The 12,920-nt window shown below is 43.9% G+C and carries 16 protein-coding genes; 8 read left to right on the top strand and 8 right to left on the bottom strand.

Translation table 11 applies throughout. From position 1 onward, the window contains the following. Positions 1-62 precede the first annotated feature (62 nt). A complete protein-coding gene (locus DMO16_RS08730) occupies positions 63-626 on the bottom strand; it encodes a hypothetical protein (RefSeq protein ID WP_129476819.1) in 564 nt (187 codons plus the stop codon). A gap of 101 nt (positions 627-727) precedes the next feature. Continuing rightward, positions 728-1,900: an MFS transporter gene (locus tag DMO16_RS08725; protein ID WP_129476817.1), complete on the bottom strand. Its 1,173-nt coding sequence runs from the start codon at positions 1,898-1,900 to the stop codon at positions 728-730. Positions 1,901-2,041: 141 nt separating this feature from the next. Between DMO16_RS08725 and DMO16_RS08720 the strand changes: the two genes are divergently transcribed. Together DMO16_RS08720 and DMO16_RS08715 are read left to right on the top strand one after the other, a co-directional pair. Further along, complete coding sequence (locus DMO16_RS08720; RefSeq protein ID WP_061968370.1) at positions 2,042-2,800, top strand: TrmB family transcriptional regulator; 759 nt, start codon at positions 2,042-2,044, stop codon at positions 2,798-2,800. A gap of 109 nt (positions 2,801-2,909) precedes the next feature. Beyond that, complete coding sequence (locus DMO16_RS08715; RefSeq protein ID WP_129476815.1) at positions 2,910-3,665, top strand: gamma-glutamyl-gamma-aminobutyrate hydrolase family protein; 756 nt, start codon at positions 2,910-2,912, stop codon at positions 3,663-3,665. Between the two features lie 46 nt (positions 3,666-3,711). Here the strand turns inward: DMO16_RS08715 and DMO16_RS08710 are convergent, their stop codons facing one another. The 4 genes from DMO16_RS08710 to DMO16_RS08695 all read right to left on the bottom strand — a co-directional run bounded on the left by DMO16_RS08710 (position 3,712) and on the right by DMO16_RS08695 (position 5,482). Next, positions 3,712-3,984, bottom strand: coding sequence for a DUF2188 domain-containing protein (locus tag DMO16_RS08710; protein WP_129476813.1), 273 nt, complete (start codon positions 3,982-3,984; stop codon positions 3,712-3,714). A gap of 75 nt (positions 3,985-4,059) precedes the next feature. Continuing rightward, positions 4,060-4,308: an OsmC family protein gene (locus DMO16_RS08705; RefSeq protein ID WP_276203850.1), complete on the bottom strand. Its 249-nt coding sequence runs from the start codon at positions 4,306-4,308 to the stop codon at positions 4,060-4,062. A gap of 24 nt (positions 4,309-4,332) precedes the next feature. Next, positions 4,333-4,533, bottom strand: coding sequence for a hypothetical protein (locus DMO16_RS08700; protein WP_061968374.1), 201 nt, complete (start codon positions 4,531-4,533; stop codon positions 4,333-4,335). A 46-nt stretch (positions 4,534-4,579) separates the two neighbouring features. Continuing rightward, positions 4,580-5,482, bottom strand: coding sequence for a diacylglycerol/lipid kinase family protein (locus DMO16_RS08695; protein ID WP_129476811.1), 903 nt, complete (start codon positions 5,480-5,482; stop codon positions 4,580-4,582). Between the two features lie 317 nt (positions 5,483-5,799). Here DMO16_RS08695 and DMO16_RS08690 point away from each other — a divergent pair, with 317 nt between their 5' ends. The 4 genes from DMO16_RS08690 to DMO16_RS08675 all read left to right on the top strand — a co-directional run bounded on the left by DMO16_RS08690 (position 5,800) and on the right by DMO16_RS08675 (position 8,126). Beyond that, complete coding sequence (locus DMO16_RS08690; protein ID WP_129476809.1) at positions 5,800-6,009, top strand: hypothetical protein; 210 nt, start codon at positions 5,800-5,802, stop codon at positions 6,007-6,009. Between the two features lie 198 nt (positions 6,010-6,207). Continuing rightward, positions 6,208-6,729 (top strand): competence protein ComK, encoded by a 522-nt coding sequence (locus tag DMO16_RS08685; protein ID WP_129476807.1) that lies wholly within the window; start codon positions 6,208-6,210, stop codon positions 6,727-6,729. A 136-nt stretch (positions 6,730-6,865) separates the two neighbouring features. Beyond that, positions 6,866-7,663 (top strand): polysaccharide deacetylase family protein, encoded by a 798-nt coding sequence (locus tag DMO16_RS08680; protein ID WP_129476804.1) that lies wholly within the window; start codon positions 6,866-6,868, stop codon positions 7,661-7,663. Positions 7,664-7,766: 103 nt separating this feature from the next. Then, positions 7,767-8,126: an SET domain-containing protein gene (locus DMO16_RS08675; RefSeq protein WP_129476802.1), complete on the top strand. Its 360-nt coding sequence runs from the start codon at positions 7,767-7,769 to the stop codon at positions 8,124-8,126. Between the two features lie 54 nt (positions 8,127-8,180). Here the strand turns inward: DMO16_RS08675 and DMO16_RS08670 are convergent, their stop codons facing one another. Continuing rightward, positions 8,181-9,413 (bottom strand): MFS transporter, encoded by a 1,233-nt coding sequence (locus DMO16_RS08670; RefSeq protein ID WP_129476800.1) that lies wholly within the window; start codon positions 9,411-9,413, stop codon positions 8,181-8,183. 77 nt (positions 9,414-9,490) lie between these two features. After that, on the bottom strand, positions 9,491-9,967 hold the full coding sequence (locus tag DMO16_RS08665; RefSeq protein ID WP_129476798.1) for an Lrp/AsnC family transcriptional regulator: 477 nt from the start codon (positions 9,965-9,967) through the stop codon (positions 9,491-9,493). Between the two features lie 162 nt (positions 9,968-10,129). On the opposite strand from DMO16_RS08665, the gene DMO16_RS08660 reads away from it, so the two are divergent. Continuing rightward, entirely contained in the window at positions 10,130-11,062 is a 933-nt protein-coding gene (locus DMO16_RS08660; RefSeq protein ID WP_425590025.1) for a DMT family transporter, read from the top strand. Positions 11,063-11,156: 94 nt separating this feature from the next. Beyond that, positions 11,157-12,893, top strand: a complete 1,737-nt coding sequence (locus tag DMO16_RS08655) for a helix-turn-helix domain-containing protein (RefSeq protein ID WP_206738077.1) — start codon at positions 11,157-11,159, stop codon at positions 12,891-12,893. The last annotated feature ends 27 nt before the right edge of the window (positions 12,894-12,920 follow it).

Genomic DNA, 12,920 nt, shown 5'->3' with positions numbered 1-12,920 from the left:
TTGATATGTGACCTGCATGGCCCAGAACACCCCTAAACACCGGGTAGTGATTTGCAAATTTTTTAAAGTATAATGTTCCATCGTTTTTTCAAAATAAGCAAAGTGAACTCAGTCCATGCAAAGCTATAAGCCAAAGAAAACAAACAGAGGCCAGGTAATAGAATACTGTCTTTAGGATAAGGGAAGTCAGCGCCGAATAGAGGAAATGAAAATCCGTAAAGCATTGTACACATACCTGAAAAAAGAAAGATACAGCCTGAGAGGGCAATGAAAAAGCGCCGTTTCAGTTTATTAAACCCCAAGCCCAGGCCAATGCCCAGCAAACCAGTAGTAAACGTGAATATTAATATTTCTGCAGGCTGAATGAATACGAGAAGAATAATAGTTAATGTGTAAGTATAGAGCCCGTATAAGCGAGATATTAACGTCATTCCAATGATAGGCAGCGTGGAAAGAGGGCTGATGAACATTCCTGCGACAGGAATGGCTCCTCCTGCCGTTTGCAGGAGGGCAGTAATGGCAGAAACCAGGGATACAAAAACAATCCAGGAGGTGGCAGGAAACAACGTTCGGATGTCAGCTGCTTTTTTCTGTAAAGGAACAGTTGGTTTATTAAATAAATCCAAAGCATCCTCCCAATACTTTTATTTGTCACTATACCAATATAGTCGTAATCTTCGGGAGAATACCTAAAAAAGACACCTCGTTTAACGAAGTGTCTTTCACCTTACATATGATGTTTAATTGGGGATAAACGCCTTTTTCGTTCCGCCATGGAAATAAGAGCGGCAGCGAGGGCAATAATAATGAAACAACCGCCGACGGTCGCATTGGATTCAACAGAAGACTGTTCGATGACAAAGCCGCCAATGGCAGAACCAAATGCAATTCCAAAGTGCAGGGCGGTGTTGTTCAGGCTTTGCTGGATATCCGATGTTTCTGGCGTCGAGGATTCAATAAGATAACTTTGCATGGCGGGAGTGATCGCCCAGCTCAGCATGCTCCAGAGCACCATAACGCTTAAAAAGAGGGGCAGTGAAAACGTCGTATAAGGGATGACGAACATGGTGAGGCCAAAAATAACAATAAAACCAATGATGGACTTCCGTGTTCCGATCCGGTCAGCCAGTGTTCCCCCAACACCTCCTCCGGCTACTGCGGCACAGCCGAAAATGAGATAAACAATGCTCACCCAGTTTCCGTTCAGACCCAGAGCTGTTTTTAGAAACGGCGTTAAATATCCATACAGCGTCAAATGTCCGGCCAAAAAGAGAAATGAAGTTAATTGGGCGAACAGCAGCCGGCGGTTTTTTAGCGTTCTTGGCTGTTTCATAAGGGAAACAGCTGGCTTTGAAAACATGGTATCCATAAAAAAATAAACACCTGCCATGGAAAGGAGCGTTAATCCTGTAATCAGAACGAAGGGAGCTCTCCATCCAAAGGCGTTCCCAAGCATTAGTCCGATCGGAACACCGAGCACAAGGGAAGCGCTGATTCCCATGAATACCACACCGATAGCTCTGGCACGATATTGTTCAGAGACAATCGATGAAGCGATGGTAATACATAAAACGACCAGCAGCGATCCGCTTGCTGCCGAAACAATACGAGCGATCAACAACATACTGTAGGACGGGCTGAAGACCACAATGGCATTTCCGATAAAAAAGATCAGGAGAGAGATCAGCGTCAGTTTCTTCCGCTCAATCTTTGACGTCATCATCAACAACACAGGTGAAGCGACTGCAAACACAAGAGAAAAGACCGTAATCAGAAAGCCTGCTTTCCCGATACTGACCTGTAAATCCTTTGCGACCAAGTCTAAAATTCCACCTATGATCAGTTCGACCATCCCTACAACAAAGGAAACAATGGTCAATAAGTAAACACGTTTATTCAAAGTACTCATCCTTTATTAAAAAGTTACCACTGTAATAGTAACATTATTTATGAGAAAAACAAGACAAAAATGCTGATGTGTAGAAAATGGAAGGCACTATGGTATGATTAGCTTACGAAATTGAGGCAAGGAGTTAGAAAAATGCTGCAGCAATTTGGATTTACGCAATATGAAAGCCAGGTGTATCAATCGCTGGTCACCTCTGACCAACCCCTTGATGCCACGGGTGTTGTCAAGGGTTCTGGTGTTCCCCGCGCGAAGGTGTATGAGGTGCTTCACCGTCTGGCCGAAAAGGGAATGATTTTGGAGTCAACTGTTGAAAAAAAACGCCTCTATTCAGCATTGCCGGTTGAGTCTGCCATTGAAAAACTTAAAGCAGATTTTGAGACGAATGTGCAGCAGCTGAGAGAGGCCAAAAGCAAACAAACCATAACAGACGACAGGGTCTGGACGTTGAAGGATAATCAATCGATTCAGTCGTTGATGAAAGGCATGCTGGATGGCGCTGAACAGTCTGTTATTCTTTCCGGCTGGTCCGATGACCTGAGTTCCCATTTACCGCTGCTGGAGAAAAAATATAACGATGGTATCGATGTCAAAATCCACGTAATCGGCGAGCTTTCCACAGTGATTCCCGACGTTTCCACATTATTACCTGATACCCAGCATGGAACGCTTGAACGAAGCCGAATCCTTATTATTGATCAGCAGGAAATGCTCTTTGCGGGCATCGAAGATACCGTTTGGCAGGCGATTCGCACGCGATCCAAGCCGCTTGTAAAGTTTTTTACTGAGTTCTTCTACCATGATGTGGCTTTAACAGAAATTACGAGAAAATATAAAGATATGGTGATGGAAGATAAAGCTGTACGGGATGTGCTCTTGAATTTGAGGTATTAAGGAAAACCCCTATGAAAGCGGGTTTTTAAATGGATAAAATTTACGTGTTCACAAAGCAGAGATTTAGGGTAAAGTTCTGTATGACAAATACAGAACGGGAGTTGCTAGAATGGAAAATAAACGACCGGTGATTGGTATCACCTGTTCCACGAAGGATATTGGGGGTCTTGAAACGGCCTATCTTCATTACAGTTATACAACATCAGTAATGAATGCCGGCGGAGTGCCTGTTATCTTGCCAATGGCAGATAAAGAGATAGCCAGGGAATGGGCAGCGCTGTGCGATGGTATTCTGCTCAGCGGTGGCGAGGATATGGATCCCCAGCAAATCGGTGCCGAACCTCATCCAAATCTCGGCAAGGTCATTCCGGAAAGAGACAAGACAGAAATGGATCTCATTGAGTTTGCCAAGGAGCAGAAGATTCCGATTTTCGCCATTTGCCGGGGAATCCAGGTGCTTAATGGTGCACTTGGCGGTACTCTGTACCAGGACGTGTATGACGAAATGGAAAAGGTCATTAAACATTATCAGGATGGTGCAAGGGACGCTGCGACCCACTCCATCTCGATCGAGGAAGGCTCATTGCTGGCTGAAATTATCGGAAGCAACGAAACTTCGGTCAACAGCTTTCATCATGGAGCTGTCCAAGAAGTGGCACCTGGCATGAAAGTTACCGCCAAGGCACCGGATGGTATCATTGAAGCGATTGAAAGTGAAGACTTTAATAAAAATTGGATCGTTGCTGTTCAGTGGCATCCCGAGGATATGACCGAGGTGAGCGAAGAAATGCACCGATTGTTTACCTATTTTGTTAAAGCGGCAGAGGAACGTGCTGGGAAGAAAGAAACCGTATCCTCTTCATAGAAATCATCAAAAAAGCGGTGGATTGCTGAAAATCCACCGCTTTTTTCTAATTTTCATAGTTATGCTGTTCTTCAATTCGTCCATGTTCGTTATGGATGATGGCCATGGTGCCGGCTTCTTCCGCCATGCGGTTGGCTTCTTTTACCGCTTCGGATTTGGAGCCGGTTGTGTGTGCTGGCTCGTCTTCTCCTTCTTTCTTTACAGCCCAGCCTTCTTGTTCATGAGGAACCACATGGAAGTGGGCTTTATCTGTGCCTGCTCGGTCCTCGAAATATTGGTCGCGCTCTTCATTTCCAAATCGATTGTTATTTTGTGCCATGATAAACCCTCCCGTTAGATGAATTAATCAATGTACTATACTCTACCCGCATTTTTAGATTTAAACACAGGTTGTTTAACTTAGTTCTTCAACGTCCCAGGTGTTTTCAATGGCTACAGCTCCCTTAAGGGTTTGGGCCACGGGGCAGTTCCGTTCAAAAACGGAGAGAGCCCGAATCGCTGCTTCTTTTTTGCCCTGGGGAACTTTCAGGTTAAAGTGGCATGAAATTCTTGTGATTTTCAAAACACCCTCCGGCGCCTCAATCATGCCTTGGACGTTAGCGGATAATGTGTCAGGAGATGCTGGTATGTGACGCGCATCCAGCGCGCCTGCTAATGTACCGGTCAGTCAGCCACCGGCAGCGGCAACAATATGGTCGAGGGTGGACGGGTATTCCACCTCAGGATCCACACCGTAAAATTGTTTAACTCCGCCATGTACGCCATAAAAAACAGGATCAGGAAATTCTCCGATATACGCTCTGCGGACCTTGTTTTTTGTGTCATCCTGAAAGATGGTAATGCTGGTTAACGCAATAGGATCACTCATTATTTACCGCCTCCTTATCTTCCTTAATATCCGTGCGGTTCGTGTTTCAAACCTTTTCCTCTTCGTTGGGCGGAACAAAAACAGAAATGTGGCGGGAGAGGACAGAGGCGGTAAAAGGCAAGGGTTCTCCTTCATCTCCGTCAATATTGACAGCCATCGTTTCGGAAGAGGATACATCAAGGGATGAAGACTGTATGTATGTCACATCGGAATGCTCTTGCAGTTCCCCTTTGAATAATTTTGGAAAAAGCTTCAGGGTACCGGGTAGTGAAATATTTTTTATGATATATACGTGAAGTCTGCCATCATCCACCTCAGCCTGGGGAGCAAGCTTTTCAAAGCCACCGACAGAGTTGGTCATCGCGGCGACCAAAAGGTAGGCATTTCCTTCCCAAGTTCCCTCGTCGTGGGAAATCTTTAATGAAAACGGCGTTTTATTCGCCAGTGCTTTCATGCCTTCCACAAAATAAGCAAGCGGACCAAGTTTTGTTTTTTGGTCAGTGCTTACATTATACGAGGCTTCAGCAATCGCTCCCACAGCGAGGACATTCATAAAGTATTGATGGTTAATTTTGCCGATGTCGGCTTTTCTGAATTTTTCATAAGGAAGAATTCTTATGGCCTCCTCGGCATCAAGCGGAATTTGAAGAGCTCTCGCAAAGTCATTGACCGTTCCAAGGGGAATGATGCCAAAATGTGGCCGATGTTCCTGCTCGGCCAGGCCATTTACCGCTTCATTTACCGTTCCATCTCCGCCCATTGATAGTACAGTATCATAATGTTGCTCACAGGCATTCTTGGCGAATGCAGCAGCGTCGCCTTCCTTTTTAGTTTCACAGACCAGAACTTCATCATGAAACGTCTGAAGAACCCTTTCAGCTTCTGGAAGGAGCTCCATGGCTTGTTCTTTTCCTGAAGAAGGATTTACGATGATCATGGCTTTTTTCAATGGATTTAATACCCCCTTTTAGTGATCCGTCTTCTGAAAAATACCCGTTTTAGGACGGTTTCTAACCGTTTGGCTAAAATAGTCGCGGGGGTCAACTGGTTACCCGCCTTAAATAGGGAAATACTCGCTATAATCTAACATTTACAAGCCATTTCACGATTATGGTAAACTGCAGCAAAAAAAGCGGATGCAAAATATACAATGGCGTTCTTAATCCTGCCATTCATTACCATTTCATAATGAATGATTTTATATTGTAATCTTCATCCGGCCAACATAAAATAGGAACATACGTTTGTTTTGATGGAGGGAACCAAATGGAAGAGGAATTAAGGTATTTTTTCATGTATAAAGAACGCATGGCAATGACCAATGATGTTATCATCCAATTCATGGATTTTAAGGGGAAGCGCCTTGTACGGGCGACGGTACAGGATCTGAATACAACCACCAACAAAAAGTTAAAAGAAGATGCCCGGATTCAATGGGAGCAGATCAAAAAGGCAGATACACTTCAGCAAAAATAAAAAGAAGGACTATAGAAACGCGTCTTTTGTCACAGAAATTTGTAAAATAATGTAGAAATATTCCGAATTTTTGTTATACTAAAGAAAGTGGATAAACATATCCGCAGAGAAGGAGGGATGCGATTGTCTTAACCTGGATTCAAGAGGAGTAACCAATGGGGGCTGGATTACTTCCAAATGTGAGAGGGGAACGGGTTTATGGACAAAAAGGCAGAAAATCAGGGGAATCAGTACGAAATCCATGGAGACACCATGGCATTGCTTCCTATTTATCAGGAGTATGGAGAATTACTTACGAAGGTTCTTGAAAAACATCAAACACTGGTAACAAGTGAAAAACCTAAAGGTGTCATACAGTATAATTGCCGTTATTATGGTTCAAGCTACCGGGGCAGAAAGGATGGGGCTACTGCCATTATGGGTTACCGGAAACGGGCACCGATTTTGATCAGTGAGCATCTGGGCATTTTCTTCATACCTCTGGAATCACCAGATAATGAATCCTGCATATGGATTGCCCAGGCTCATGTAAAACAGGTCAAACCCACCTCGCCAGACACCTCAGACATCATTTTTTCGAATGACACCTTCATTTCAGTCAACCAGGGGAAAAGCGCCCTTGAAACAAAAATCCATCGTGCCACACATTATCGTTTTGTATTGGAATTGCGGATCAAAGAGAAAAAAACACCCTATTCCCGCAGTTTTATTTTGCCATAAACATATAACCGTAATGCCCTGGGAGCTGAGATGCAACCAGGGTTTATTTAGTGTTCTTTCATTGGTTGTGTTTACGCTGGAATGATATTGCTGCTTTGGCTTCATACTAATAGCGAGCAGGATGGAGGAAGCTGCGATGAAAAAACGGACACTAAACTGCCTGTTCATGCTGGTTGTTTCGGCAAGCATTCTTATGCTTCAGCTTCCGGATACAGCACAGGCTTACAAAATTGAACGAAAATATTATGAAAAAAAGGGGCTGGTAATCTGGGATGTTCCCTCTCCACAAAAGGAAGTGGCCATAACGTTTGATGATGGGCCAAACCCTCTGTATACACCGGCGATTCTGGATGTTCTAAAAAAATATCATGCAAAAGCAACCTTTTTCGTTGTTGGCAAGCACATCATACGGAATCCGGAAATCGTGAAACGCGAAATAAGAGAAGGCCATGAGCTGGGGGATCATACGTACACACATCCCCACAATTTTTCCTATGCTTCCAAAAGGCTGTTTGCAAAAGAAGTAACAAAAACCGAAAAGCTGATTGAAAAAGTACAGAAAAACGAAGTGAAGCTGTTTCGTCCTCCAGGTGGAAACCTGAATAAACAAATCATCAAGTACTCAAATAAAAAAGGATACAAAATCATTTTGTGGTCCTGGCATCAGGATCCAAAAGACTGGCGAAATCCGGGAGCAGGCTCCATTTCCCGCCATATTCTGTCCAATGTGAAAAACGGGGATATCATTTTGCTGCATGACTCCGGAGGGAACCGCAGGCAAACGATCGAAGCATTGAAGATTGTATTGCCCGAACTGCAGAAACGGGGTTTTAAATGCGTAACGGTATCCGAATTATTGCAAAATGATCCGAAGTTCACCCCGCTTTTTCCCGCGCAATTGGAACCCTTTAAACTATTTGATGCACCTTCCTGATGGGCTTTCTTAATTGAGGGCCCGTTTTCTTATATTTCCGTACCTGACCTTTGCTTAAGGAATAGTATAGGGTATCACGGGAAAAGAGAAGGGTTGTGAACTAATGATTAAAGTAGGGCGTTCACAGTTTGGCAGAGGTATATTTGCAACCCGCGATATAAAAAAAGGAGAGCTGATTCATGAAGCTCCCGTCATAGCGAGTCCGAAAGAAGAATGCAAATATATGCTGAAAACGGTATTGGCAGACTACGTATTTAATTGGGATGACGGATACGCAATCGCTTTGGGATATGGATCCTTGTTTAACCATTCGTACAAACCAAATGCCAGGTATAAATTAAAAAAGAAGGACTTGGTTATTCGGTTTTATGCCTATGAAGACATTGCAGCCGGAGAGGAAATCCTCGTCAACTACAATGGCGATCCAACAGACAAACAGAAGTTATGGTTTGAACCGAAATAAATTTCTCCAGACGAAAGCCCCTTAATCAAACGATCAAGGGGCTGTTTCTTGTTTCTATTTCGTGTGGTTTTGGGAAAAAGAGGGACTGCTTGAGTGCTGTTGCTTTTGATGGTTCGAATTTTGCCAATCCGACCGCCATGCCACAGCCATTGCGATCAAGAGAAATACTCCGGTCACAAGGAAAACGCTGTGAACGGTAAAAATGCCTCCGATGAATCCGCCGAGCATTGGACCAATCATTCCTCCGATTTGGTTGGCCGTCTGGTTCAATCCGAAGGCTCTTCCTCTGAAATCATCAGGTGTTACTTTTACGACAAGGCCATTAATGGCGGGGAATACCGCACAGAAGAAAATGCCGTAGACAAAGCGGATGATGGAAAATCCCCAGATGTCGTGAAACAGCAGCTGAGCGAGAGTACCAATCCCGCCGCCAAACAGCCCGATGATCAATACGGTGCGAAATCCGATTCTGTCTCCAAGCTTGCCCCAAAAGGCTCCGAACAAGACACTGGCAATCCCGGGCAACGAAAAGATAACCCCCGCCAAAAAAGAGACATTATGCTCAGCGCTTCCCAGTTTTTTTATATACAGCGGAAGGACAGGCTCTATGGTCATAAGAGAACATACGGTGACCATCGTAAGCAGCAATACGATCATAAACGGGCGGTTAGAAGCTGCGGTTTTAATATCCTTCGTAACCGATCCTTTCACCTTATTGGGAGTAAAGTTGTCTTCAGTCACTAAGAAGATGACGAGCAGGGTAGAAATGAGCACCATGAAACCACCGCTCGCAAAGGACCACCGGTTTCCGACGAGCGCTGAAATACCCCCACCAAGCAACGGGCCAACAATCCCGCCCGAAGCCGTTGCCGTAGAAATCATTGCCAGAGCGTAGCCAACATGTTTTTTGGGGGTATTGGTTCCGAGCAATGCAATGGAACCAGGTATAAATCCGGTCAACAGCCCCTGCATAATTCTTAGGGCCAGAAGCTCATAGGCATTGGTAACAAAGGCGGTAAGCGTATAAATCACAAAAAGTGCAATTCCTGCGCGGATGATCATTGGCTTTCGGCCATACCGATCCGCAAGCAAACCCCAATAAGGGGAAGAGATGGCGCCGGCTAAAAAAGCGGCACTGAACAACACTCCTGACCAGATTTCGATATTTTCACGCACACCGATCTCCAGAAGAAAGAGAGGCAAAAACGGAATGACCATTGAATAACTGGCCGAGGTGAAAAATACACCGATCCATAACACCCACATATTTCTTTTCCAACGTTCCACTAACATCCACTTCTTTCGCTCTTAACTAACATTTAGCTATTATAGCATTAAAGTTTATGAAATAACCTGCGAAAGTCTTACTCTTTTTTTCCAAGAGGAAGCGTGGTGGAATGCTTGATTTCTTTTAAAGCCAGGCTGGTCTGGATTCGAGAAATGCCAAGCTTGTTTAATTTTTTTATAAAGCTTTCCAAATCCTTGCGCCCTTTATTGGCAACTTTTAAAAGGTAATCATATTCTCCTGTCAGGCAATAGCATTCCAGCACTTCCGGCATGTCATGCAAGGCCGCTTCCAGCACCTCTAGCTTGTCGGTTTGATGAAGGTTGGTGCTGATAAAAATAAAGCAGAGCAAGTCGAACCCGAGTTTCTCCTGATTGAGAATAGCGACTTGGCGTTCAATATAGCCTTCCTGGGTCAGCCGTTTAATCCTCATATGGACAGCCGGAGGGGATAAATTAATCCGCTTTGCAAGCTCGGCATTACTGATCCCGTTCACTGTTTGCAGGATATTTAAAATCTGCAGGTCCACGCTGTCCAACGCTCTGATTTCATCCATTTTTTCACTTCCTAATTTTATTTAGCAGAAATAGGTAAGGTCGGCATTTGGGATTAATATAATTTAAAAATTTAGATATAATTATGAACTTTATTTTAATTATACCATATTACTAAAAATATTATTATCCAAATTGTTATTTCGTGTTAACATTTTAAATAAATGATTTGCAGGGAGTGTTTCGTTGTGTCAAAGATCTATGTATGGCTACTTCTGTTAACAAGTTTGTTCTGGGGTGGCAACTTTGTAATCAGTAAATCGCTGATCGGTCATGCTTCGCCAATGACATTGACCAGTTTACGGTGGATGATTGCGATCGTATGTCTTTTTCCGATTGTATGGCGGAAAGAAAAGAGACTGCTGCCTCCAAAAGCAGCGATCATTCCTATTTTCTTGATGGGCATGACGGGCGTTGTTCTTTTTAATGTGTTTCAGTTTGTGGCACTTCATGAAACAACGGCTACCAATGCAGGGTTAATCTCTACGTTAAATGCGTTTTCCATTGCCGTATTTTCTTCTGTGTTCTTAAAAGAACGATTGAATAAGCTGCAGTTTCTGGCCATGCTTCTATCACTTCTAGGTGTTCTTCTCGTTTTGACGAAAGGAGAGATTCATTCTCTTCTATCCCTGACATTTAACAGAGGTGATCTATGGATGGTGGGAGCCGTATGTATCTGGGGAATCTATTCGATATTCAGCAAGTGGGCTACGATGAAAGCTTCTCCTCTGATCTGTACGCTGTATTCCGGTGTGTTCGGCCTGATCATTTTACTCCCGTTTAATGCGGGGGACTTTACGGTAACAGAATGGAATGCTTCCTTTACCGTATCTCTGCTTTATACAGGTGTGGTCTCAACGGTTTTATGCATGCTTTTTTGGAATATTGGAGTGCAAAAGCTCGGGGCTGGTGCATCGGGAATCTTTTTGAATTTCAATCCTGTTTTTACGTCTGTACTTGCGTATTTCCTGTTAGGTGAGCAACTGACATGGATACAGGGAGCCGGCAGCTTGCTGGTTATCGGGGGCTGTCTTCTCTTTTCATTAGTTAAGAACGTTTCTATAGAAGAAATAAAGCAACAAGAGTCTTTGGCATAAGAAGGTTCCGTAAGCGGCCGAGTTTGCCTATAATAGTGACAAGCTATTTATTGAGTGAAGGAGGTGCCCGCTTTTGGAATCGGAAAAACAATTAATGAGTTTAATCAATGCGGCCCGTGTCCTGACGTCCACGCTGGATCTGGACAAGGTGCTGCATCAACTCATGCGGGAAGTCGTACGGGTGATTGAAGGAGCGAATTCCGGCATTCTGTTCATTTATGATGAAAACAGGAATAAGCTTGTCGTAAAAAGCGGGATCGGCTTTGACCTGGAGTACCTGCAAAAAATAGCGCTCCATGTGCATGAAGGGATGACGGGTAAAACCTTTAGTACAAAAAAGGGGCAAATCTTCCGGCATATGAGGGATACAACGCGGGCGATGGAGAATATCCAAAGCGAGAATCAGAATCTGTTCAATAAAGCGGTCGGTGCCCATCAATATCCGGTGAGCACTATTTGTGCACCGCTTTTGTCCAAGGAAGGCTGTATTGGTGTGCTGACCATCGACAGTTTTTCTGAAGAGGTTTATTTCAATTCACGTGATCTTCTGCTTTTGGAAACCTTCGCGGCGCAGGCGACCATCGCGATTGAAAATGCCAGTCTGTTTGCTCATCAGGAGCGATCAGAACGCATTCACTCGGAAATGGCTGCAGCCTCCCTGTCCCATACAGGGATGAATGGAATCAACACGACTCTTTCGCGGCTCGTCCAAAAAGAAACCTGTGTGTATAATGAGCACCTTGAGATCGCGGCAAGTTCTTCAGATGAAGCAGAAAACAGAGGCAATGAACTCAGAGTCCATCACGGAGAAGAACTAAAAGATGTTATGTATAATCTTCACGGGATCTCCACCCGGCATGAAGCAGACGGGACTGCTTTTTATATGTTTCCTATACAAACGGATACCATCACCATCGGAATTCTCGTTGTATTTGCCATAGATCTGGACACACTTGATCAGCTTGCGATTGATTTGGGCTGCAGTTTATTTGCCCGTGAGATGATGGGGCAGGAGCGCATAAGAACCGATCTCTATAACTATGAAGGGTATCTTCTTGAACAGCTGTTCGATCAAAGAATAGATATGTTTTCTCTCCCCCAGCGAAGTCTTGTGGGCATTTCGGAAAAAAGCCGGTTTTTGTGCATTAATCTCCTAATTTCCAATGATTTTCTGCCTTTCCATGAACTTAACCGGAAAAGGCAGGTGTTCAATCGGCTGCTATACCGGGAAGTCAAAAATTTACACGATAAAGTTTTGATATTGGACCGAAACATGGAGTATGACTTGCTCGTTATCATCAATGACTCAAGAAATGAAGGTCAAATTCTGGAGGAGTTTATACGATTTTTCAAGAACTTTAACGAAAAAATTCAGGGGCTTATGACGTTTGTTTTTCATGCGGGGCTTGGAAGGGTCTTCGGGCAGATCTCGGAAATTCAAAGCTCTCACCGCGATGCCAAGCGTTGTGCCCAGTACATCCGCTCAACGAATAATGACGAAATCATTTTTTCCTATAAAGATCTAGGAATCTACCGTCTTTTTTTAAAACACGAAAGAGATGAATTGCAGGAATTCGTCACCGATATGATTGGGCCGCTCCTGTCTTATGATGAAAAACATGACTCCGAGCTGTTCAAAACCTTAAAAACGTATATTGAATGCAATCAGAATATGACGTCAACCGCGAAAGCTTCGTATGTTCATCTGAATACGATCAAATACAGGCTGCAGAATATCAGGGAACTGTTGGGAAAAGACAGCATGGAGGGCAAACGGATCTTTGAACTGCAGATGGCCATTTATATGAGAGAGTACTTGGCTTCTTCATAAATTGTCAACATTGGACAAAAAGGGACA

Origin of the sequence: Fictibacillus sp. S7 (assembly GCF_004127935.1) — a bacterium.
Taxonomy (GTDB): domain Bacteria; phylum Bacillota; class Bacilli; order Bacillales; family Fictibacillaceae; genus Fictibacillus_C; species Fictibacillus_C enclensis.
Note: the sequence above shows the minus strand (reverse complement) of the source record. Positions and strands in the feature narration are given on the sequence as shown.